This window comes from Tenacibaculum pelagium (assembly GCF_014062345.1).
GTDB classification, from domain to species: domain Bacteria; phylum Bacteroidota; class Bacteroidia; order Flavobacteriales; family Flavobacteriaceae; genus Polaribacter; species Polaribacter pelagius.
This window is the reverse complement of record NZ_JACGLS010000001.1, coordinates 760,089-783,019: the sequence shown is the minus strand read 5'-3', so window position 1 is coordinate 783,019 and position 22,931 is coordinate 760,089. Positions and strand designations below refer to the sequence as shown.

The window sequence follows — 22,931 nt, the reverse complement described above, 5'->3', positions numbered from 1 at the left end:
AGTGCAAAAATGGATATTTTATGTTTTGTGTCAAAATTTTTAGGGGTAAAAGTTTAAAATTTAACTTTAAGTTAATCTTACCCCTATTTTTTTAGGGGTATTTATGATTTAGTTAAAGTTTTGTATTTTTGACCTTGAATTTTTACCATATATATATAATGTCAACTTTAAGATTTAATGCATTACAAGAAACGTTACATAGAAATCCAGTTCTTATAGAGGAGAAAGGAAGACGTTCTGAGTTATTTGGAAATAACGTTTTTAACAAACAAGCGATGCGTCAGTATATGACAAAGGAAGCTTTTCAGAGTGTAATGGATGCAATTGAATTTGGAACTAAAATAGATCGAAAAATTGCAGATCAGATTGCTGTGAGTATGAAAGACTGGGCATTATCTAAAGGAGCAACACATTACACCCATTGGTTTCAACCGCTAACAGGAGCAACTGCAGAAAAACATGATGCTTTTTTTGAAACTATAGATGATGGAGGGGCAATGGAGCGTTTTGATGGTAGTCAATTAGTACAGCAAGAACCAGATGCTTCTAGCTTTCCACACGGAGGAATTAGAAATACATTCGAGGCAAGAGGTTATACAGCTTGGGATCCAACATCACCAGCATTTATATATGGTACTACTTTATGTATTCCAACTGTTTTTGTGGCATATACGGGTGAAGCTTTAGATAATAAAGCTCCGTTGTTAAGAGCTTTGCAGGCTGTAGATACTGCCGCAACTGCGGTTTGTAAATATTTTGATAAAAATGTTTCAAAGGTTAATGCAACCTTAGGCTGGGAACAAGAATATTTTTTAATTGATACAGCTTTGGTCTCTGCTCGTCCAGATTTAATGATGACTGGTAGAACTTTATTAGGACATTCTCCAGCAAAAGGACAACAATTAGATGATCATTATTTTGGGTCGATTCCTACAAGAGTAATGAGTTTTATGCGAGATTTAGAGCAAGAATGTATGTTGTTAGGGGTTCCTGTAAAAACGCGTCATAACGAAGTAGCTCCGAATCAGTTTGAATTAGCACCTATTTTCGAAGAGGCTAATTTAGCTGTAGATCATAATTCATTATTAATGGACGTGATGGAAAAAGTATCACAACGTCATCAATTTAAAGTGTTGTTTCACGAAAAACCGTTTGAAGGAATAAACGGATCAGGGAAGCATAATAATTGGAGCTTGTCTACTAATACAGGAGTTAATTTATTAAGTCCAGGAAAAACGCCAATGAAGAATTTACAATTCTTAACATTCTTTGTGAACACAATTAAAGCTGTTCACGATTATGAAGAGTTAATAAGGGCTTCTATTGCAAGTGCTAGTAATGATCATCGTTTAGGAGCTAACGAAGCTCCACCAGCAATTATTTCGGTTTTTATAGGTTCGCAATTATCAGCTGTTTTAGATGAGCTAGAAAATGTAACCAAAGGAAAACTATCTCCAAAAGAGAAAACAGATTTAAAATTAAACATAGTTGGAAAAATTCCAGAGATTTTATTAGATAATACAGATAGAAACAGAACATCACCTTTTGCATTTACAGGAAATAAATTTGAGTTACGTGCGGTAGGTTCTTGGTCTAATTGTGCAGGTCCAATGACAGTTTTAAATACCATTATAGCAAAGCAATTAAAAGAATTTAAAATTGAAGTTGATGAATTGGTTGATGCTAAAAATTTGAAGAAAGATGAAGCTGTTTTTAATGTGTTAAGAGAGTATATTAAAGCTTCAAAAAAAATACGATTTGAAGGTGATGGGTATGGAGAGGCTTGGGAGAAAGAAGCTGTAAAAAGAGGATTGAGTAATAATAAAACAACACCTGAAGCTTTGAAGGCTAAAATTTCTAAAAAATCGATTTCGCTTTTTGAAGAAATGAATGTGATGAATAAAGTTGAGGTAGAAGCACGTCATGAAATTGAGTTAGAAGAGTATTCTAAGCATATTCAGATTGAAAGTAGAGTTTTGGCTGATGTAGCGAGAAATCATGTGATACCAACAGCAATTCAATATCAGAATACATTAATTGAAAATGTAAAAGGATTAAAAGAAATTTTTGATAAAGGATTTGAGCAATATGCTAAAGAACAAATCGATTTAATTCAGAAAATATCTGGCCATATTGCTGAGATCAATTCTAAAGTTGAGAAAATGACTAATGAACGCAAAAAAGCTAATAAGTTGTCAGGACAAAAAAATGCTGATGCTTATTGCAATAAAGTAAAGCCATTTTTTGATGAAATCAGATATCATTGCGATAAGTTAGAATTAATGGTTGATGATAATTTATGGCCGCTAACTAAGTATAGAGAGCTTCTGTTTACTAGGTAACAAGCACTCTTTTTTACTAAAGATATTTCTTTAATAAAAAAGGGGAAAACCCCTTTTCTTGATGATTTTTAGAAGTGTAAATTATATTTAAAGGTACTAAAAACATTGACTTTCAGTGTTTTTTTTGCTTCTTTGTTTTCGTTAGTGAATTAATTTTTAACATAAATCAGATTTTTTTTTTTGTAATTTAGCTACGTTTAAACAAGCTAACTATATATAGTTCTACTACAATCTTTATATGATTGATGAAAATGGAAAAGATGACACTCCTTAGTCATTACATTTTACCCTAGTAATTTTATTTTACCCTTACATTTTATTGTGTGCCCTATTAATAAGCGTGAAAACGTTTATGTTTTTATGGTATGCTAGAAATTAATTAAACGTATTTTAAAATTATTTATCATGAAAAAATTAATAATACTATTAGCTTTTTTAGTTTCTGGGGCTATTTATGCTCAGGAACCAGCTAAAGCAAAAAAAGCTAAGCAAGCACCTAATGCAAGACCAGTTAAATGTTTAGACTGTAACGTTAAACCAACAGGGCCAGACTTAGATGATAGAGGTACAAAGGTTAACACAAACAAACTTAATCAAACTGGTACAGATAATTCAGGAGTAGTTTTACAGGTTGGTTTAGGAAACAAATCTACAGTTGATCAAGATGGAAAGAATTTTGCAGATGGCGGACATGAAAATAAAGCTTCTGTATACCAGAGAGGAACTAAAAATGAATCAAATATTGATCAAAACGGTGATAGAAATACCGGAGAGGTTACTCAGATGGGGTATAAAAATTATGCTCAACAAATTGTTGGGACTGGTTATGCTGAAGATAATGTAGCTACTGCTTCTCAAAGCGGTAAGCAAAATACTTCAATGCAAGAGCAATATTATGACAATAATGAAGCTCATGTAACTCAAGATGGTGAAGCGAATTATGCTAAGCAATATCAAAAATCTGGAGCAAACGGTGTGAATGGGTCAGATGCAAGCATTAACCAAGAGGGAATGCATAACAAAGCAGAGCAAACTCAAAATGGTAGTGATAATGATTCCGATATTGATCAAGATGGAGACTATAATATGGCTCATACAAGTCAGTCAAGCTCTACGGGTGGACAAAATGATGATGATATTGACCAAGAAGGGACTGCTAATAAAGCTTGTGTAGATCAAGTTGCTAGTTACGGTGGTGATAATGATTCTGATATTGATCAAGAGGGTACTAAAAACTTCGCTTCTGTAAAGCAAACTGCTTCTGGACGTAGTTCTGACAATGATTCAGATATTGACCAAGAAGGTAGTTATAACAGAGCTTGTGTAGATCAAGTAGCTACTAGAGCAGGAGATAATGATTCAGATGTTGATCAGGATGGTAGATTGAATAGAGCTTCAGTTAAGCAATATGCGACTGGACGTAGTTCAGATAATGATTCAGATATTGATCAAGAGAATGACAGAAATTATGCTGTTGTAGATCAAAGAGCTAGTTCAGGAGGTGATAATGATTCAGATATTGATCAAGAAGGTTGGCGTCGAAGAGGTAACTATGCTTCAGTAATTCAACGAGCATCTAGAGATGGTGACAATGATTCTGATATTGATCAAGAAGGTTATGGAAACAGAGGGGTAGTTTATCAAAGTGCTAGCGGTCGTTCAGCAGACAATGACTCTGATATTGACCAAGAAGGAAGGTATAATAGAGCATCTGTTAAACAATCTGCTCGTACTAGAGGAGATAATGATTCTGATATTGATCAAGACGGTTATAGAAATAATGCAGTTGTAGAACAATCTGGTTTTTTTGGTGATAATGATTCTGACATTGATCAAGATGGTTTAAGAAATTCAGCATCTGTATTACAAAGAGCTAGAGGTGGAGATAATGACTCTATGATTGATCAAGATGGTGTAGGAAACAAAGCTTGTGCAGATCAATATGCTAGAGGAGGATTTAATCAATCTGATATTATACAAAGTGGGGTTGGTAATTCAGCGTCTTTAGTGCAAACTTCTTTAAGAGGTTATAGCAACACTAGTTGTATTACGCAAAAAGGAAGAGGTAATGAAGCTTGTGTACAACAAACAGGTACTCCAGTAGGTGGAGGTATATAATAGAATTTAAATAATTATAAGGGGTGAGTGAAAATTCACCCCTTATTAAAAAAAACATTAGCCATGCGTGTTATAATTATCATATGTTTATTTTTTTTTAGATCTATAAGTATTGCTCAAGAAACCAATAACAAAGTGCCTTTTCATATTCAACAAGTGAACTTTGATTTGTATAAAAAAAGTAATGATGTTAAGGATAGAAATACACAAGTTAAAGAGAGTCAGATAATAGCGACTCAAATAGGTTATAAAAATGTATTAAGCATAAAGGCTAATCAAAACGATTATCAATCAATTAAACAAATAGGAAACAAAAACTACTATAATTTTACTGATTACTACAATTCAAGAGTTTCTAAAATGAAAATTTTACAAAAAGGAAACTCAAACTCATTGCTAATTTCTGGGACTAATTCTTTTTCTGATAATATTACTGTTCGTCAGAACTCTAATTACAAAAGCTTGATTATCAGGAATTTTTAAATTAAATTTATTGTATGAAACTCCTTTTTAAAAAAATAAGTTTACTGATTTGTGTTTTAATTTCAACAGTATTCTTCTCACAAGAAAAGAATGATATTGTTGGAAAAATTCAAATTATAAAAAACGATAATTTTTTTAATATCAAAGCAGAAGCTATAAATGATGGAGTTTTGTTTATTGATGAGTTAAACTATAACCTAGTTGCATTAAAAAAAGATAGAAAAGGAAACTATTCTAATAATAAACAGTCTGGTGAATTTTCAATAAAACCAAATGAGAAGAAAAAACTAGCACTTATAAGATTAAACATTAATAAAAATGAAGAATTAAATGTTTACTTATTTATAAAGCACAAAGATAAATTAATTTCAAGGGATACATTTTCAATAGGGAAAGCTGCAATAAAGAAAACTATAAAAAAAAAAATAAATGAAGATAGTTTTATAATAAAAGGGCTGGTGATTGATGAAGCAATAACTAAGATGGGGAAAGATTTTTATGATTTTTTTTATCAATCTTATTTATTATCAGGTATAAAATACCCTTTCATAATAAAAATAAAAGAAAAACCAGGGTTAACTAGAACAACAGTTATTAGTGTTGAAGTTGAAGATGTTATGATTCATGAATTTAGATCAAACCCTAGCGAAGACTATTTAAAAGAGACTGTGAAATATGCATTATCAAGATTAAGAGTGTATTCTAAACAAAGAGCATTGTTAAAAAGTCATAAAATATAAAAGAGTATGAAAAAAATCAAATCAATTTTATTCATAGGGTTATTGTTTTTTAGTGTTTCTATGTTGTCTCAAACGTTAACATATAAGCCTATTAGCCCTTTTTTTGGGGGAAATAATCCTTTTGCATATCAACAGGTGTTAGCTTCAGCTAATGCTCAAAATGATTTTCAAGAAAGCAATGGAGGTATAGAGCAGCAATCGGATTTAGAAAACTTTGCAGATAGCTTAAACAGACAATTACTTAATTCATTATCAAATGATCTATTTCAAGAACAGTTTGGTGATCAAGGACTCACAGAAGGAACTTACGTTTTTGGATCATTAGCTGTTGAGGTGACTCCTACTAGAGGGGGGTTACTAGTAAATATTTTAAACACTGAAACCGGAGAACAAACACAGATAATAATACCAGGAAACTAACCTCTTAACTTAAAAATGTATGAAAAAAATCTTACTACTACTGTATGTTATGGTATCTTTTGCTATTCTAACCAGTTGCGGAGCTTACTTTAACCAACCTTATCAACAAACAAAAGCTAGAATCGGAGAAAGTACTTCGTCTTTTAATAGTTTGATTAAAGAGTTTCAGCCTAAAGATAAAATCATTGTAGGTGTCTATAAATTCAGAGATCAAACAGGGCAGTATAAACCTGCTGAAAATGGTTCAACTTTTAGTACAGCTGTTACTCAAGGAGGTACATCAATTTTATTAAAATCATTAGAAGAGTCTAAATGGTTTAAGCCTATTGAAAGAGAAAACATAGCTAACTTACTTAATGAGCGACAAATTATTCGTTCAACTCGACAAGAATATGAGGGGAATAAATCAAAAAAAATGCCTCCATTATTATTCGCTGGGATAATTCTTGAAGGCGGGGTTATTTCTTATGATTCTAATATAATTACTGGTGGATCTGGATTACGTTATTTCGGTGTCGGAGCTTCCAATCAATATAGAGAAGACAGGATAACAGTATATCTAAGAGCTGTGTCAACTTCTAGTGGGGAAATTTTAAAAAATGTTTATGTTTCAAAAACAATACTCTCTCAAAGTATATCAGCAAACTTGTACAGATTTGTTTCTTTAAGAAGATTATTAGAAGCAGAAACAGGTGTAACAAAAACAGAACCAACACAATTAGCAGTTAAATCAGCAATTGATAAAGCTGTAGAACAATTAATTATTGAAGGAGTTGCGGATGGACTTTGGGTACCGCAAGGAGGAAAAAATATTGTAGACCTTTTCAAAAAAGAAAATGAAAAAGAAATAAAAGATGCTGAAAGCACTTTACTTCATAATCGAAAGCAAGAAAAAAGAAGAGATCGTTTTGCAGCTGGAGGAGGAATGGGAGTTTCTAGAATATTAGGTGATTACGCGAATTCAACTTATCAATTTGGTTTCGATTTTAAATTAAAATACATGTTTGACGACCCTAAATTTAGTTTTTGGGGAACAATTGGTCGATTTGAGTTGAACAATAAAGGGAGTTTTCATGAAGTCTTTCTAACTTCTGGATTGAATTTTGAGTATTTGATATTGCCTAAAGATAGGTTTTCTCCTTATGTATACACGGGTATTGGTTCGATTTCTAGAAAAAATTTAAGTCAATCCTTCTTTAAATTTCAGGGAGGAGTTGGTGTTGAATACTTAATAACAAATAAAATAGGAATATACGCAAATGCAGAAGGAAATATGTTGATGAGTGATGATTTAGATAGGCAAATAGTTGGAGAAAAGAATGATGTAGTTTGGCGATTTGGTGCTGGCGTTAATGTTTACTTTTAAAATAAATTCACATGAAAAATACAATTAGAATTATATGCTTATTATTTGTAATATCTACATTCTTTCAATGTGGAGAAGACGGAACTATTGGTTTAGTTGAATATGGTGATATTACAGGAAAAGTTGTTGAGAAAGACGGATTTGAGCCAATTAAAAATGTTAAAATAACATTATCACCATCTAATAACTCGGTTTTTACAAACGCTGATGGAGAATTTAAGTTTGAGGGTATAGAAGCTCAAGAGTATTCTGTTCAAGCAGAAAAAGAAGGGTTTTTAGATAAATTTGAAGCAGCTAAAGTAAGTAAAGAAGCAGCAGTTAATGTAATATTAGAAATGGAAATTTCTACAGCATTAAATAAACCTCCAACAAAACCTAACTTATTAACGCCTACAGACGGAGCTTCTAATTTAGAAAATAAAGTTACGTTAACTTGGGAAGCTACAGATCCTGATGAAGACTCGTTAAAATATTCAATTGAAATAAGAAATGATTTTAATAACGATATTATAAATGTTAATGATTTAACAGAAGCTTCTCACGAATTAAATAATTTAAAATTTGGAGGGAAATACTTTTGGCAAGTAAAGGTGTCAGACGGTATTAACCAAAGTGTTGTAAGTGATTTGTTTTCTTTTACAGTTAAAGAAGATCCTGAAAATAGATTTTTTTATGTTAAAAATATAAATGGTAATAATGTAATCTATTCTTCTACTTATAATTTTCAACAAAATAGTGTAGAAAACGAAATTGAATTAACTAAAGGGTCAAACTCGTGGAGGCCTAGAAAAAATAATACATCAAACTTAATTGCTTTTTTAAGAACGTATAATAATGAAGCGCATTTATATACTATGAAGCCTAACGGAGATGAGGTTAAAAGGGTTACGTCATCAATACCTGTGGCTGGCTTTAATTTAAATGAGTTGGACTTTTCTTGGTCACAAAATGGAGATAAATTATTGTATCCAAATTTCAGTAAGCTTTATTCAATTAATAAAGATGGTAGTGGGTTACAGAAAATATATGAAACTACAGACGGTAGTTTAATTTCAGAATGTGATTGGAGTTCAGATGGCACAAAAATAGCGATAAAAATAAACGATGCTGATGGCTATAACGGCAAGATATTTACTATTGATATGAGTGGTAATATTTTACATACAGTTATAACAGGAGTTCAGGGAGCATTAGGAGGAATTAATTTTTCTGCATCATCAAATAAACTATTGTATTCTAGAGATATTTCTGATTTTCAATCTGCAAATTACAGACAGCTAAATACCAATTTATTTATTTATGATTTTCAATCAATGAGTTCTACAGATATTTCTAGTGCTCAAAAAACAAATGGAACAAATGATCTTGATCCTCGTTTTTCACCTAATGAAGCCGAAGTAATATTTGTAAATACTTCTAATGATGGTGTTTCTCAAAAGAATATTTTAAAGATGAATATTTCTGGAAGTATTCAAAGAAAAGAACTATTCCAAAATGCAACGATGCCAGATTGGGAATAGAATAGCTAAACCAAACTTTATAAAAGCGAGCGTTAAAAAACGTTCGCTTTTTTGTTGATAAGAAATTAAGAAAAACTAAATTTGCAAGCAACAACAACACAACACACTGAATAAAATGAGTCAAGAAGTTTCTAAACGCTACGCACAACGTGGAGTTTCGGCATCTAAAGAAGATGTTCATAACGCTATTAAGAACATCGATAAAGGTTTATTTCCAAAAGCTTTCTGTAAAATTGTTCCAGATCATTTAACGAATGATAAAGATTATTGTTTAATAATGCATGCTGATGGCGCAGGAACAAAAAGTTCTTTAGCTTATATGTATTGGAAAGAAACAGGAGATGTTTCTGTTTGGAAAGGAATAGCGCAGGATGCTTTAATTATGAATATTGATGATTTATTATGTGTCGGAGTCACCGATAATATTATGTTATCGTCGACTATTGGACGTAATAAAAGTAAAATTCCAGGAGAAGTTTTATCAGCAATTATAAACGGAACTGAAGAATTAATTGAAGATTTAAAGAAATTTGGAGTAACTATTCATTCAACAGGAGGAGAAACTGCTGATGTTGGTGATTTAGTAAGAACTATTATTGTTGATTCTACAGTTACTGCAAGAATGAAGCGTTCTGATGTAATTGATAATGCAAAAATTAAAGCTGGTGATGTTATTGTTGGTTTAGAATCTTTTGGACAAGCAACTTATGAAACTGAATATAACGGAGGAATGGGGTCTAACGGACTTACTTCTGCAAGACATGATGTGTTTCATAAATATTTAGCAGAAAAATATCCAGAAAGTTTTGATGCTGCTGTTCCTTCTGATTTAGTGTATTCTGGAAATACCAAATTAACTGATTCGGTTGATAATTCTCCAATTGATGCAGGTAAATTAGTATTATCTCCAACAAGAACGTATGCGCCAATTATCAAAGAAATTTTATCGAAATATAATTCAGATACTGTTCACGGAATGATTCATTGTTCAGGAGGAGCACAAACTAAAATATTACATTTTGTAGATAATTTACATATTGTAAAAAATAATATGTTTCCAATTCCACCACTGTTTAAATTAATACAAGAGCAATCTAAAACAGATTGGAAAGAAATGTATCAGGTATTTAACTGTGGACACAGAATGGAATTGTATGTATCTCCAGAAATAGCTGAAGAAATTATTGCCATTTCTAAATCATATAATGTAAATGCACAAATTGTTGGTACAGTTGAAGTTTCATCAACAAAAAAACTCACTATTAAAAGTGAGTTTGGAGTTTTTGAGTATTGATTTTTAAATTTCTATCGCCTCGAAGCATAATGATTACCTCTGCTATGATTGCAGACAGAACATTTTTTAAATCTTGTCTTTGCGCATCTATTAGGGTCTCCATTCGCAGTACAGTTACTGCAACAAACTCTATTTCCAGTTCTACATTTTGTATCATAATTTGCTACAATTCCTTTTTTCTTTAATTCTGTATTGCTTTTTAGTGAATCATCTAAATCATCAATGATCATTTGTTTTTCGGAATGACTTAGAAGTTTAAACTCTGACGAGTTTTTTATGATTTCTATTTTTTCTTTTGTTAATTTTTTAGTTTCCCTTTTTTCTTGACAACTATGAGTCAATAATATTATCCCTAAAATAATAATTAAAATTTTTGAATTCATTTTTTAAGTTTTTTAATTTCCCCCAAATTAGAACCCTTATTGAATCATTAAAATACCTATAAATAGGTGTTTTAATAATTTATAAGAAGAAATACATTATTACACTTTAGATAAATTTATTTCTTTGGGTGTTTTAAATCCTTTAAAGATCAACCAAAAAGGTAAAAACAACTGTATAATAGCAATTGGGATCATTAAATCTGACGAACCTTTTATATTGAATATTGATAATACTACTGATATAAACATTAACAATACAGCAACCATTCCGAATATTGATATTGTTTTTGGAACCAATTTTCCGACAAATAAAGAGTAGTATAAAACAAAAACTGGTAAACAAGAAGTTAACAAGTACATAAAATGTGCTGATCTATGATTGTTATAAAAAACTCCCGATAAACTTTCTAAAGTTGTTTTATTGTCACTCTTACTAAATTCAGTACTAAAATCTAATAAAGAAATTGCACTGTAACTTTCAATAGCAATAGCAATAAAATTTAAAAGACAGAAAGCTACATATATATAACCTAGTTTACTGCTGAACTTTTTAAAAATAGGTAATAGTAATACAGAGATTAGAATAGTTAATATTCCTGCAAGAAAGCTAACTAATGTTGAGATAGTTACTTTATCAGAATTTAAAGCTGCGTTTGCAAGAATGTCATCTCCAAAAAGAAAAGGACCTCTTAACACTTGGTAGACTAAAATGCCTGAGACGAAAATGATTAAAAATAGAATTCCAATAGTTCTAGTAGTTGGTTTGGTTGGATTCATAGTATATTTATAATGATTGGTTATGTATCTAAGACGCAATATTATAAGAAATAGTTGTCTGAAATTTAGACTCTTATAGGGTTAGTTACATAAGTCTGAATATAGTTTTACTTTTTGTAGCATTTTCCAAGTATTATGATTAAATTCTTTAGGTGAAAATTTAAACAGAATATTGGTTTCCTTCTTTTTTTCACAATAATAACTTTCAATTAAAACATTTAGTGTTATCATTTTATTAGTTGCAAACCGATCGAATATATTTACATGCCCTTTAAAATATGCTGTAGTTTTATTTTGTTTGACTTTAGTGATTGTAGCAGAACTATAGCGTTTGTTTTCTATGTCACTCATATCAATGTGATTCAGGCTATTAAAGTATTTTACCAAATCGATTGCTAATTCTTTTTTAGGAATTTCTCTATTTACGTTGATACTCCAAGCGTAGGTATAAGACCAGAAATTATCATGCTTAGGTTTTATCCATCCTTTTGGAGGAAATCTTACTTCTCCAACTCCTTTATAATTCATGTTTCTTGCAGGAAAACGAATTACTTCTTGTCCCCAAGTAGTATCTAATTCTATTAAATTAAATTCGTTTTTTTGTCCGAAAGCATTAATCGAGCAAAGCATTAATAATAAGATTATTTTTTTCATCATTATAATTTTAAAGTTACTTCAAAACCAATAGCGTCGGAGATTGCACCATCTTTCATTTTACTTTTATAATTTACATTCCATGCTCTTCTATCAATCTTAAATTTTGTTGTTAAACTTTTATTTTTATAATTAGGGATTGCGTTAAATTTAATAGGTTTTGTAATTCCTTTTAAGGTAAGATTTGCTTTAATCCTCATAGATTCATCATCAAAATATTCAACATTAGTAATGTTAACTTTTGCTAATGGATATTTTTTAACATCAAAAAAGTCTGAATTTTTTAAATGATCAACTAAACTTTTGTTCCCTTTTTCATGTTTTATATCAGTGTTTGTAATAGAATTCATATCAATAATAAATGCTCCACCAGTAATTGAATCTCCACTTTTTATAAAATGACCTTCTTTGATTTTTATAAAACCATCGTGTCCACCAAAGTAAAATGTATACTCACCAATCCATTTTATAGAGCTTTTAGAAACATTAATAGGTAGTTTTTCTTGTGCGTTACTAATAGTTGATAAACAAGTAAGACAAATAAGTGCGATGATAATTTTTTTCATTTTGAAATGTTTTTAAGTTTTGAGTAAAACTATTTTAGTGACAGTAAAAAAGTGTCAAAAAAATGTAAAAGAAGTGTCAATAGTTGTAAAAATTAAAGAAATTGTATGTTCTTTGTTTTAGATTATGAATAAAAAGAAAGTTTACATATATATAAGTTTAGGAATAGTTCTTTTTTTAGGCTGGATTTTTTCTAGCGCAAACAAAATTGATGAAGATTTTTCTGAACGCGTAAAAGTTTCTCTCCGTAATGTTGGACATCAATTGTTGTTATCTAATCAAGATTCAACATCTTTGGTATTACCAATTACTGAATTAGAAGATTCAAAGTACAAGATCTCTTTTCAGAATAATTTATCTATCAATCCAGATAGTTTAACTTCAATTATTAAACAAAGTTTAAAGAAATCAAAACTACCAAAGTATTACCGCACGGAAGTTGTTCAATGCGACGATAACGAAGTGGCTTATAGTTATGAGATAAAAAATAAAAAAGAGAGTGATATTATTCCATGTAAAGGAAGATTGTTGCCGAATAATTGTTATGTGATTGAAGTGAAATTTACTGCTTTAAATACTACTTTTTTTAACAGGCATTTCTTTTTACTTGGATTGATAGTATTGTTGTTGCTTTTTGGAGTTGATTATGTTTTCTTAAAACCTAAAATAGAAGAGAGATTAGAAGAAAAAATAGACAATGCTACTTTTATAGGGATCTTTCAGTTTTATCCAGAGCAAAATAAATTGGTGAAACAAGCTACTGAAATTAGTTTGTCTAAAAAAGAATGTGAGCTTCTAGCTATTTTTGTAGAAAATCCCAACCAAATTATAAAACGTGATGAGTTAATGAAAAAAGTTTGGGAAGATAACGGTGTTTTTGTAGGTAGAAGTTTAGATACTTATATTTCTAAACTGCGTAAAAAATTAAAAGAAGATAGTTCTATTAAAATAACTAATATACACGGTGTTGGATATAAGTTAGAAGTAAATTAATGGTTGATTTCATTAAAAACAAAATCTATAGAAAGTTCATTATTAGAGATTTTACATTTTAACTGTCCGTTTTCTTTGTAATAATAAATCTTTTTAGGGAATTCATTTTCAGGGTTCTCAGATACAAATGAACTATCGGTTTGTTGGGTAAATTTAAATAGAGTAGGTGTTTTGTTAACTCTTTCAACTTTTAAATGCAACGTATCTTTTAATTCAACTATGCTCATCACTTCTTTAAAAATGGTATCGGCATCCTTTAAAGTAAATCCAATACCAGTTAAATATTTATCCCAAAAATCAAAAGTTCTTTTATTAGGTTTTTCATTAACACGTTCCCATTTACCAATTAACCATGTAGGTTTTTGTTTTTTCTTTTCTGTTTGACAAGATAAAACGATTAAACAAGTTAGTATTAATAGAAAATAGCGCATAATATTCATCTTTATAAGTTAAAGATATGGATTAAATTCGATAAAAATCGTAAATTCGCACCCCAAGAAAAGATACAATGCTAGATAAATTACAGATAGTTAAACAACGTTTTGATGAGGTTTCTGACTTAATCATTCAGCCAGATATTATTACTGATCAAAAGCGTTATGTTCAATTAAATAAAGAATATAAAGACTTAGGAAAGGTTGTTGATAAGGCAAATGAATACCAAAGTTTATTAAATACCATTGAAGAAGCTAAAGAAATTATTGCAGACGGAAGCGATGCAGAAATGGTTGATATGGCTAAAATGGAAATGGATGAAGCTAAGAATAGAATTCCTGTTTTAGAAGATGAAATTAAGTTTTTATTAATTCCTAAAGATCCAGAAGATTCTAAAAATGCAGTAGTTGAACTACGTGCTGGAACTGGTGGAGATGAAGCTAGTATTTTTGCAGGAGATTTATTTAGAATGTACACTAAGTATTGTGAAGGTAGAGGTTGGAAAGTTTCTACGGTAGATTTTTCTGAAGGTACTAACGGTGGATTTAAAGAAATTCAGTTTGAAGTTTCTGGAGATGATGTTTATGGAACTTTAAAGTTTGAAGCAGGTGTACATCGTGTACAACGTGTACCTCAAACCGAAACTCAAGGACGAGTGCATACATCAGCTGCAACTTGTATGGTTTTTCCAGAAGCAGAAGAGTTTGATATAGAGATTAACCCTAAAGATGTACGTATTGATTTTTTCTGTTCTTCAGGACCAGGAGGGCAATCTGTAAATACAACGTATTCTGCGGTGCGTTTAACGCATATTCCAACAGGATTAGTGGCGCAATGTCAAGATCAAAAATCTCAACATAAAAACAAAGAAAAAGCATTTAAGGTATTACGTTCTCGTTTATACGATTTAGAGCTAGCTAAAAAGCAAGCAGAAGACGCTTTAAAGCGCGGTTCGATGGTAACTTCAGGAGATCGTTCTGCTAAAATTAGAACCTATAATTATCCACAAGGTCGTGTAACAGACCATAGAATTGGACTTACGCTATATGATTTATCTAATATTGTAAATGGAGATATTCAAAAAATTATCGATGAGTTAATGCTTGCCGAAAATACTTCTAAATTAAAAGAGTTAGGAGAAACAATTTAAAAATAAAAAAGCAACCAAATTTGGTTGCTTTTTTTATTTGTGGAGACGCCGAGAATCGAACTCGGGTCCAAACAAGCAGCTCAAAGGCTTTCTACATACTTAGTTTTTGTTTGATTTTCGATTATAGCCTGACCAAAAACAGCCTAACTATAACTTATCTTCTTTAGTTTCGAAAACTTATCAAAGCATTAAGTTTTCTATGTTTACTTTTACGATGCCCAAAAGTGAAACGCCGTAAACCAAGGCTTTTCGTGGACATAAAGCTTGCGCACCTTGTGCGCCGAGGCTAATCCTACTGTTAATTCAGATTATGCAGCTAAAGCGTAGTTATCTTCGCCGTTTAAAAAGTTGAAATAAGTTTTACGAGTTGTCATCTCACTCCTCGGTATGCTTACATTATCACTGACCTTGCTGTCAAAACCAGTCGTCCCCAATATGTTAAAGAACACAAATAAATAATCAATAAATATACCAATGAAATAATACAGTATAGCCTTTTTATTTGTGGGCAACAAATATATAAAAATACTATTTGTGCGATACGTATAAAACAAGTATTTTCGCGAAGCTTGTTGTAATTTATAACAATTACAGGCAATTTGTTAAATTTTAATGTAAATAGATCATGAAATTTGGAATCATAAAAGAACGTAAGAATCCACCAGATAGAAGAGTTGTTTTTTCACCTGAAAAATTACAAGAGTTTAAGCAACAATTTCCAGAAGCTGAAATTGTGGTTGAAAGTTCTGATATCCGAGTTTTTTCTGATGATGCTTATAGGGATCTCGGAATAGAGGTGTCGAATGATGTATCTGATTGCGATGTATTGTTAGGAGTAAAAGAAGTTCCTGTTGATAATTTAATTCCGAATAAAAAATACTTTTATTTTTCACACACTATAAAGAAGCAACCTTATAATCGAAAGTTGTTAAAGGCAATGCTAGAGAGAAATATTGAAATGTATGATCATGAAACGATTGTAAAAGAAGGTGGAGCAAGGTTAATTGGCTTTGGTCGTTATGCTGGTTTAGTCGGTGCATATAACGGATTTAGAGCTTTAGGTATTAGAGAAGGACTTTTTAACTTACCTAAGGTAGAAACATTACCAGATTTAGAAGCTGTAAAAGCTGAACTTGATAAAATAACTTTACCAAATATTAAAATATTACTAACAGGTACTGGTAAGGTAGCTAAGGGAGCTAAAGAGATTTTAGATCACTTAAAAATTAAAGAAGTTTCAGATACTTTATATTTAACTTCCGATTTTTCTGAGCCAATATATTGTATGGCGGATGTTATGGAATATAATAAGCGTATTGATGGTAAAGCTGGGGATAAGTATGCTTTTTATAAAGATCCAAGTGGATATGAAAGTAACTTTATGCCATATGCTAAAGTAACAGATTTCTTTATTGCTGGGCATTTTTATGGGGATGGAGCTCCGTATTTATTTACAAGAGAGGATGCAAAGCATTCAGATTTCAAAATTAAATATGTAGCAGATGTTTCTTGTGATATTGATGGACCAGTAGCTTGTACAATTCGCCCTTCAACAATTGCAGATCCTATTTATGGGTATAACCCTGAAACGGAATCAGAAATTGATTTTATGGATGAAAAAGCAATTACGGTAATGGCAGTTGATAATTTGCCGTGTGAATTGCCAAAAGATGCAAGTGAAGGTTTTGGAGAAATGTTTTTAAAACACGTTATTCCATCATTTTATAATAATGATAAAGAAGGTGTTCTAGAAAGAGCTAAAATGACTACAAATGATGGGAAACTAACTGACCGTTATTTATATTTACAAGATTACGTAGACGGAAAAGAATAACAATTTAAGTCCTGCTTCGGCAGGATTTTTTATAACTATATGTTACCAGATAAAAAGTTTTTAATTGATACCGCAAATATGCGAATGCCTTTTGGAAAGTATAAAGGTGTATATTTGGTTGATATACCAGAGTATTATATTGTATGGTATAAAAACAAGGGATTTCCGCAAGGTAAATTAGGTAAGATGATGGGATTAGTCTACGAACTTCAATTAAACGGTTTAGAGGATGTTTTGCGAAAAATTAGAACATTGTAGTTAATGAAACCAGCTGAAGAATACATATTAAAACAACCAGAGTCACTACAGTCTATTTTACTGCACTTACAAATTTTGGTAGAAACTAATTTTGAGGAAGCAGAGTTATTATATAAATGGAAAATTCCGTTTTATTATTTAAACAATAAACCGCTATGTTATTTCAATGCAACAAAAAAGGGATATGTTGATGTAGGTTTTTATTGTAATACAGAACTTAAAATGTATAATGAGTTTCTAGTTTCTGAAAATAGAAAAGCAGTAAAGTCACTTCGTTACTTTCAACTAGAAGAAATAAATAGTGAAATTTTAGTATCGGTTTTAAGTGAAGCTTATGAATTGAGGAATAAATAACTATTTAATTAAAAATTCCAGCATTACCTCATTGTCAATAATTAAATACAATCCTCTTGTGTTTTGTGGAGGTGTTATTTTAATAGTACTAATATTATTTTGATAAGATATGTCGTCAGGTTTTTTTGCATATTGATAACCGCTAAATCCAAATAATACTTTTTGATGAGGTTTTAAATTTTTAATCTTAAGTTCGATAGCTTTTTTATTGTTCAAAACACCTTGTTTCGGTGAAATTAATTCTAAATCAGATTTTAAAAAAGAAGACTCGTAAATAGGTTGATTATAATAACCTTCTTTTGTAATTCTACCAACTCTTAATTGCCAAAGAGTGTTTTCAGGTAAGTGTGTTTTAAAATATTTTTCTTTAGGAATATCATAAAAATAGGGATTAAATCTTCTCTGCCATTTACCATTAAAAACAGCTCCAGCTGCCCAAGTAGCATCAATATAAATCCATTTGTCATTAATTTTTATTGCATTCCAAGCATGGTTTGTTATGTTTCTTACATTATTAATATCGTTTAAAGAATTTCTTACATAGCCTTTTATAACTTCGTTTTCGATATTTAGTAAGTTACATATTTTAGCAACAGTTTGAGCATAACCTTCACAAACAGCTTTTCTAGTAGTTAAAGTTTTATCTACAATCTCATTTTTAATTTCGTTAATTTTTTGTTGCTTTTCAGCTTCGTTTCTATAACGAAAACGTATCCTTTTTTGTTTAGGATTTCGAAAATTATCTAGATCATAACTAATATTCTTACTAACCCAATTAAAAATTGCTTTTACTTGTGATTCTTTAGATTTAAAATCAGAAGCTATTTTTTTAGCTAATGCTTCAGAACTTAAATGTTTAGGGTAGTCTTTTGTTATTTTTTCAATTGAAGAAAATTCTTGTGAAAACCCGAAGTATGAAGTAAATAATAAGAGTAATAGAAATTGTTTCATGTCGAAATTTAAAACAATTTTATTAATCAAAAATTGTGCCTATAAATTATCAAAGACAATTTTCAGTTATCAGATTAAAAACGAATATTCTTTTAAATATTTAATTGGCTATATTTAACCTTTTAAAATAAATAAGATGAAAAAAATAATATACGCTTCAATTATTGGAGCTTTGTCAATTGTATCCTGTAAAACAGTAAAGAATGAAGATCAAAATAAGGCAAAAAAAGCTGTTGAGGTTTCAAAAAAGACATCACAAAATTCTACTGTTATAGATTCTTCTTTAGTAAGAAAGCATTTATATACATTGGCTTCTGATGATATGAAAGGTCGTAAGCCTGGAACTGAAGGGATGGAGAAGGCAACTAAGTATATCGAAAGCGAGTATAAAAGAATAGGATTGAAACATTTTAAAGGTTTAGATTCTTACCGTCAAACTTTTACTCATAATGGTATTGAAATGAGTAATATTATAGGTGTATTAGAGGGAACTACAAAAAAAGACGAGTATGTAATTATTTCAGCGCATCACGATCATTTAGGAGAGAAGAAAGATGGAGAAGGAGATCGTATTTTTAATGGAGCTAATGACGATGCTTCTGGTGTTACAGGTGTTTTAGCTTTGGCTGATTATTATGCAAAAAAAGGAACAAATGAGCGTAGTATTTTATTTGTATGTTTTACCGCAGAAGAAATGGGGTTAGTAGGGTCTAAGTATTTTGGTAAAGATATTGATCCGTCTAAGTTTGTTGCTGGGATAAATTTAGAATTGATAGGTAAAGAGCCAAAAACAGGACCTAAAACAGCTTGGTTGACTGGTTTTGATAGGTCTGATTTTGGTAAAATAATTCAGAAAAATTTAGAAGGAACGGGTTATAAATTATTTCCAGATCCATATACAAAATTCAATTTATTTTTTAGGTCAGATAATGCGTCTTTAGCACGTTTAGGTGTTCCTTCTCATACTTTTTCAACCACTCCAATTGATATTGATGCAGATTACCATAAAGTATCGGATGAAGCAGAAACTTTAGATGTTGGTATTCTTACAGAAACTGTTAAAGCAGTAGCAAAAGGGACTGAAAGTATTATTAATGGAAAAGATACACCTACAAGAGTGGTAATAGAAGAATAAGAATAGAGATTTTAAAATTATAAGGGAGCTTTTAGCTCCCTTTTTTTATAACGTAGTTTTATTTGAATTGTCAAGTTTATATTTGTTTTATGGTTGATTTGTTGATAATGTTAAAGTTTTATTAATTTTTTGCTATATTCGCAATTGTTAAATTAAAATCCCTCAAAATTATGAAAAAACAATTATTAAGTTTAGCTATAGTTTTAGCTATGTTTTCTTGTTCTAACAACGAAACATTAGAGATAGCTGAACAGCAGAAAGAATTGCTAAGTAAAAAAGAAATCAACACAATTATTAAAACTTCATTAGAATCTACAGGAGATTTTAATTGGGGAGATCAAGAGGCTCATACTATTTGGAGTGCTGTTAAACAGGGTGAAGATATTTTAACTATTGGTTATGGTACTTCAAAAAATAACTTTGCAAGAAGTGCTGAAGCTGAAAATATTAAAAATGAAATAATTCAATTAGTACATAGCATAGAAAACGTTTCTGCTAAAGGGCAAACTGAATTATATATTAATGAAACAATTAATGTTATTGATATTAGAGTAACTAATAAAGAAACGATTAAAGCTTTATTAAAAGATACTAGAGTGCGATATATTGAACCAGGAGGATACAACTTCTTGGCAACTGATAATCAAGCACGTTCTTCTTCAGAAGGATCTTCTGGATGTGGTTATGGTACAGCTACTTTAAGTACGAATGATTACCGTACGGTAGCTCCAGGTGCAAGAGTACCTTGGTCTTTTGATGCTCACAATATTCCACAAGCATGGAGCCATAGTACTGGAGCAGGAGTTACAGTTGCTATTGTTGATTCTGGTTTGTCACCAGAGCAAAAATGGATGAACCAATACTTTAACGATGGGTATTCTTCTGGAAGAACCGTTCAGAAGTATGGAACTTTTGTAGATTCTTGGTGGGCTTGGTCTAATAATTATGATGGTGTAAATGATAAATGTGGTCATGGTACTAAAATGGCTGCTGTTGCAACTGCACCAAGAAATAATGATAACTTACCAGTAGGTGTTGCTTATAACGCAAACTTAGTTTCTTATCGTTCAGTTGAAAATGTTGTGATAGATGATTATCATGAAAAAAGAGGAATTGTAGAAGCATTAACAGCTTTAGCAAATAGAAGTGATGTAAAAGTAATTTCTATGTCGTTAGGATATCCGTTTAGTATTGGTAATGTTTCTGATGCAGTTAAGTATGCACATAGTAAAGGTAAAATGATTTTAGCAGCTGGTGGTACATCAACTTCAGTAACTACTTGGTATGGAGTTATTTTTCCAGCAAGTATGTCTGAAACCGTAGCTGTAACAGGAGTAAAAGAAAATCAGTATAATAAATGTGATGTTTGTCATTCAGGTTCTCAAATTGATTTTACTGTACAAATGCAAAGAACAAACGGAACAGATAATAAAATACCAGTATTAAGTTATTATAATGGTCAAGCGAACTATGTTGGTGGATCATCTGTAGCTACTGCAACTACTGCAGGTATTGCTGCCTTAGTATGGTCTAAACATCCGTCTTGGTCTCGTGAACAAGTATTACAAAAAATGAGAGAATCCGCTGATTTTTATCCAAATAAACATTCTGAATTTGGATACGGAAATATTGATGCTTTAAAGGCTGTTCAATAATAAAAATCAACTAACTAACCTTAAGAGCCTCGTTTACGCGAGGCTTTTTGTATTTTTATAGGGTATGATTCTTGATTGCTTATAAAAAAATTTAAAAAATGAAATATTTAAAGATTCTTTTCTTGTTTGTACTGATGAGTTGTTCTTCAACTAAAGTGGTATATGATTATGACAGTAAAATGGATTTTACTACTTATAAAACCTTTAATTATTTTGAAGATGTTGGGAAAGGTTTAAATGAGTTAGATGTAAAAAGAATAACAAATGAGTTATCAGAAGGATTACAACAAAAAGGAATGAGATTGTCAGATACTCCTGATTTTTACATAAATATTGTAGCTAAAGATAGAGAAGCCATTAGAAGAAATACTATTGGAGTTGGAATTGGTGGTGGAGGAAACGTAGGTTTTGGTATTTCTGGAGGAATTCCGATTGGAAGCCGAAAAATTAATCAGGAAATAACAGTTGATTTTGTTGAAAGTAAAACAAATAATCTTATTTGGAATGGAATTGCTAATAGTGAAATAAAAGAAAGAACGACACCCGAAGAAAGATTAGCACATTATAAGAAAGTAATAATAGAGATATTAAAAGGATTTCCACCTAATAAGAAGAAATAATGGCGTATAATGAGTTTTTATCAGATAGAATAGTGCAGTATTTTAAAGAGAAACATGTGGTGTTTTATGAAAAGAAAATGTTTGGAGGATTATGTTTTATGATAGATGATAAAATGTGTGTTGGAGTGAACAGAGATGAAATAATGGCAAGAATAAATCCAGATATTTATGAGGACTCATTATTAAAGAAAGGGTGCAAGAAAATGAATTTTACAGGAAGACCAATGAAAGGTTTTGTTTTTTTAACTGAAGAAGCAACCGATTTAGATGAAGATTTACACTATTGGTTACAATTAGCATTAGATTATAACCCTTTAGCAAAAGCTAGTAAAAAGAAAACCTCCAAATAATTGGAGGTTTTTACTTTATTATAGTTACAAGTTTTAGAATTGATAGCGAAGTCCTAAACCAAAATCAGATTGAAATCCGTCATAAAAACCACTAAATCCAATTTCTGGTCTATAGTCTAAAGAAATCATTAAAGGAATATCAAAATTATATTCAATACCAACTACACCAGCAGCAAAAAGTACAGTTTCAGAGTCTAAATTTAAAGAGTTGTCAAAGCTCCAGTGACCAACTCCACCACCAGCACCAGCGTACCAATTAAACCTATTTTCTAATTGCCATACCCATTGGTATAATCCTGTGGCTTTGAAACCGTCAAAATTCTTTCCATTTCTTAATCCTAAATCAATTTCTAATCTGTTATTATCACCTAAAGCATGTTGGTAAGATATTTCAGCTCCAAACCCATCATTGTCTCCTAAACGAAGTCCAATAGCATTTTTAGAAATGTCTTGAGCATTTGCCGAGAATACTCCAGCTATGATTAAACCGATAATTAAAAATGTTTTTTTCATAATTTTTGATTTTGTGTTTTTT

The 22,931-nt window shown here is 30.7% G+C and carries 24 protein-coding genes and 1 other RNA gene; 17 read left to right on the top strand and 8 right to left on the bottom strand.

Annotated elements, in window-relative coordinates:
• Positions 1-158: 158 nt before the first annotated feature.
• From H3Z83_RS03745 to H3Z83_RS03710, 8 genes are all read left to right on the top strand, one after another.
• A complete protein-coding gene (locus tag H3Z83_RS03745; protein ID WP_182124124.1) occupies positions 159-2,342 on the top strand; it encodes a glutamine synthetase III family protein in 2,184 nt (727 codons plus the stop codon).
• 405 nt (positions 2,343-2,747) lie between these two features.
• A complete protein-coding gene (locus H3Z83_RS03740; protein ID WP_182124123.1) occupies positions 2,748-4,460 on the top strand; it encodes a hypothetical protein in 1,713 nt (570 codons plus the stop codon).
• Between the two features lie 63 nt (positions 4,461-4,523).
• A complete protein-coding gene (locus H3Z83_RS03735) occupies positions 4,524-4,943 on the top strand; it encodes a hypothetical protein (RefSeq protein ID WP_182124122.1) in 420 nt (139 codons plus the stop codon).
• A gap of 14 nt (positions 4,944-4,957) precedes the next feature.
• Positions 4,958-5,683: a CsgE family curli-type amyloid fiber assembly protein gene (locus tag H3Z83_RS03730; RefSeq protein ID WP_182124121.1), complete on the top strand. Its 726-nt coding sequence runs from the start codon at positions 4,958-4,960 to the stop codon at positions 5,681-5,683.
• A gap of 6 nt (positions 5,684-5,689) precedes the next feature.
• Positions 5,690-6,103: a curli assembly protein CsgF gene (locus H3Z83_RS03725; protein ID WP_182124120.1), complete on the top strand. Its 414-nt coding sequence runs from the start codon at positions 5,690-5,692 to the stop codon at positions 6,101-6,103.
• Positions 6,104-6,122: 19 nt separating this feature from the next.
• Positions 6,123-7,469: a CsgG/HfaB family protein gene (locus H3Z83_RS03720; protein WP_182124119.1), complete on the top strand. Its 1,347-nt coding sequence runs from the start codon at positions 6,123-6,125 to the stop codon at positions 7,467-7,469.
• An 11-nt stretch (positions 7,470-7,480) separates the two neighbouring features.
• Positions 7,481-8,989 carry a carboxypeptidase regulatory-like domain-containing protein gene (locus tag H3Z83_RS03715; RefSeq protein WP_182124118.1) on the top strand — a complete coding sequence of 503 codons (1,509 nt, stop codon included), beginning with the start codon at positions 7,481-7,483 and terminating at the stop codon, positions 8,987-8,989.
• A gap of 115 nt (positions 8,990-9,104) precedes the next feature.
• Positions 9,105-10,283 carry an AIR synthase related protein gene (locus H3Z83_RS03710; RefSeq protein ID WP_182124117.1) on the top strand — a complete coding sequence of 393 codons (1,179 nt, stop codon included), beginning with the start codon at positions 9,105-9,107 and terminating at the stop codon, positions 10,281-10,283.
• A gap of 11 nt (positions 10,284-10,294) precedes the next feature.
• On the opposite strand, the gene H3Z83_RS03705 is transcribed toward H3Z83_RS03710, so the two are convergent.
• The 4 genes from H3Z83_RS03705 to H3Z83_RS03690 form a co-directional block, all read right to left on the bottom strand.
• Positions 10,295-10,666 (bottom strand): hypothetical protein, encoded by a 372-nt coding sequence (locus tag H3Z83_RS03705; protein WP_182124116.1) that lies wholly within the window; start codon positions 10,664-10,666, stop codon positions 10,295-10,297.
• A 99-nt stretch (positions 10,667-10,765) separates the two neighbouring features.
• Positions 10,766-11,443: a DUF4386 domain-containing protein gene (locus tag H3Z83_RS03700; RefSeq protein ID WP_182124115.1), complete on the bottom strand. Its 678-nt coding sequence runs from the start codon at positions 11,441-11,443 to the stop codon at positions 10,766-10,768.
• 81 nt (positions 11,444-11,524) lie between these two features.
• Positions 11,525-12,097: a hypothetical protein gene (locus H3Z83_RS03695; protein WP_182124114.1), complete on the bottom strand. Its 573-nt coding sequence runs from the start codon at positions 12,095-12,097 to the stop codon at positions 11,525-11,527.
• Between the two features lie 2 nt (positions 12,098-12,099).
• Complete coding sequence (locus H3Z83_RS03690; RefSeq protein WP_182124113.1) at positions 12,100-12,663, bottom strand: YceI family protein; 564 nt, start codon at positions 12,661-12,663, stop codon at positions 12,100-12,102.
• A gap of 124 nt (positions 12,664-12,787) precedes the next feature.
• Between H3Z83_RS03690 and H3Z83_RS03685 the strand changes: the two genes are divergently transcribed.
• Entirely contained in the window at positions 12,788-13,654 is an 867-nt protein-coding gene (locus tag H3Z83_RS03685) for a winged helix-turn-helix domain-containing protein (RefSeq protein ID WP_182124112.1), read from the top strand.
• Here the strand turns inward: H3Z83_RS03685 and H3Z83_RS03680 are convergent.
• Positions 13,651-14,085, bottom strand: a complete 435-nt coding sequence (locus tag H3Z83_RS03680) for a hypothetical protein (protein WP_182124111.1) — start codon at positions 14,083-14,085, stop codon at positions 13,651-13,653. The two genes, H3Z83_RS03685 and H3Z83_RS03680, sit on opposite strands and share 4 nt — an antisense overlap.
• A 77-nt stretch (positions 14,086-14,162) precedes the next feature.
• On the opposite strand from H3Z83_RS03680, the gene prfA reads away from it, so the two are divergent.
• The gene (gene prfA / locus H3Z83_RS03675; protein ID WP_182124110.1) at positions 14,163-15,239 is read left to right on the top strand and encodes a peptide chain release factor 1; all 1,077 of its coding nucleotides are present in this window, start codon (positions 14,163-14,165) and stop codon (positions 15,237-15,239) included.
• A gap of 37 nt (positions 15,240-15,276) precedes the next feature.
• Here prfA and ssrA read toward each other — a convergent pair.
• Positions 15,277-15,671, bottom strand: a transfer-messenger RNA (tmRNA) gene (gene ssrA / locus H3Z83_RS03670).
• 193 nt (positions 15,672-15,864) lie between these two features.
• Between ssrA and H3Z83_RS03665 the strand changes: the two genes are divergently transcribed.
• The 3 genes from H3Z83_RS03665 to H3Z83_RS03655 are packed head-to-tail and all read left to right on the top strand — an operon-like array spanning position 15,865 to position 17,685.
• Positions 15,865-17,073, top strand: a complete 1,209-nt coding sequence (locus H3Z83_RS03665) for an NAD(P)-dependent oxidoreductase (RefSeq protein WP_182124109.1) — start codon at positions 15,865-15,867, stop codon at positions 17,071-17,073.
• Positions 17,074-17,112: 39 nt separating this feature from the next.
• Positions 17,113-17,331 (top strand): DUF3820 family protein, encoded by a 219-nt coding sequence (locus tag H3Z83_RS03660; protein WP_182124108.1) that lies wholly within the window; start codon positions 17,113-17,115, stop codon positions 17,329-17,331.
• Between the two features lie 3 nt (positions 17,332-17,334).
• Entirely contained in the window at positions 17,335-17,685 is a 351-nt protein-coding gene (locus H3Z83_RS03655; RefSeq protein WP_182124107.1) for a DUF1801 domain-containing protein, read from the top strand.
• On the opposite strand, the gene H3Z83_RS03650 is transcribed toward H3Z83_RS03655, so the two are convergent.
• Positions 17,686-18,636, bottom strand: a complete 951-nt coding sequence (locus H3Z83_RS03650; RefSeq protein ID WP_182124106.1) for a transglutaminase domain-containing protein — start codon at positions 18,634-18,636, stop codon at positions 17,686-17,688.
• Positions 18,637-18,772: 136 nt separating this feature from the next.
• Between H3Z83_RS03650 and H3Z83_RS03645 the strand changes: the two genes are divergently transcribed.
• From H3Z83_RS03645 to H3Z83_RS03630, 4 genes are all read left to right on the top strand, one after another.
• Positions 18,773-19,771, top strand: coding sequence for a M28 family peptidase (locus H3Z83_RS03645; RefSeq protein ID WP_182124105.1), 999 nt, complete (start codon positions 18,773-18,775; stop codon positions 19,769-19,771).
• Positions 19,772-19,941: 170 nt separating this feature from the next.
• A complete protein-coding gene (locus H3Z83_RS03640) occupies positions 19,942-21,426 on the top strand; it encodes a S8 family peptidase (protein WP_182124104.1) in 1,485 nt (494 codons plus the stop codon).
• A gap of 98 nt (positions 21,427-21,524) precedes the next feature.
• Positions 21,525-22,046 (top strand): DUF4136 domain-containing protein, encoded by a 522-nt coding sequence (locus H3Z83_RS03635; RefSeq protein WP_182124103.1) that lies wholly within the window; start codon positions 21,525-21,527, stop codon positions 22,044-22,046.
• Entirely contained in the window at positions 22,046-22,396 is a 351-nt protein-coding gene (locus H3Z83_RS03630) for a TfoX/Sxy family protein (RefSeq protein WP_182124102.1), read from the top strand. The genes H3Z83_RS03635 and H3Z83_RS03630 overlap by 1 nt, the downstream gene beginning before the upstream one ends.
• Before the next feature lie 33 nt (positions 22,397-22,429).
• Here H3Z83_RS03630 and H3Z83_RS03625 read toward each other — a convergent pair whose 3' ends face one another.
• Positions 22,430-22,909 carry a porin family protein gene (locus tag H3Z83_RS03625; RefSeq protein ID WP_182124101.1) on the bottom strand — a complete coding sequence of 160 codons (480 nt, stop codon included), beginning with the start codon at positions 22,907-22,909 and terminating at the stop codon, positions 22,430-22,432.
• Positions 22,910-22,931 lie beyond the last annotated feature (22 nt).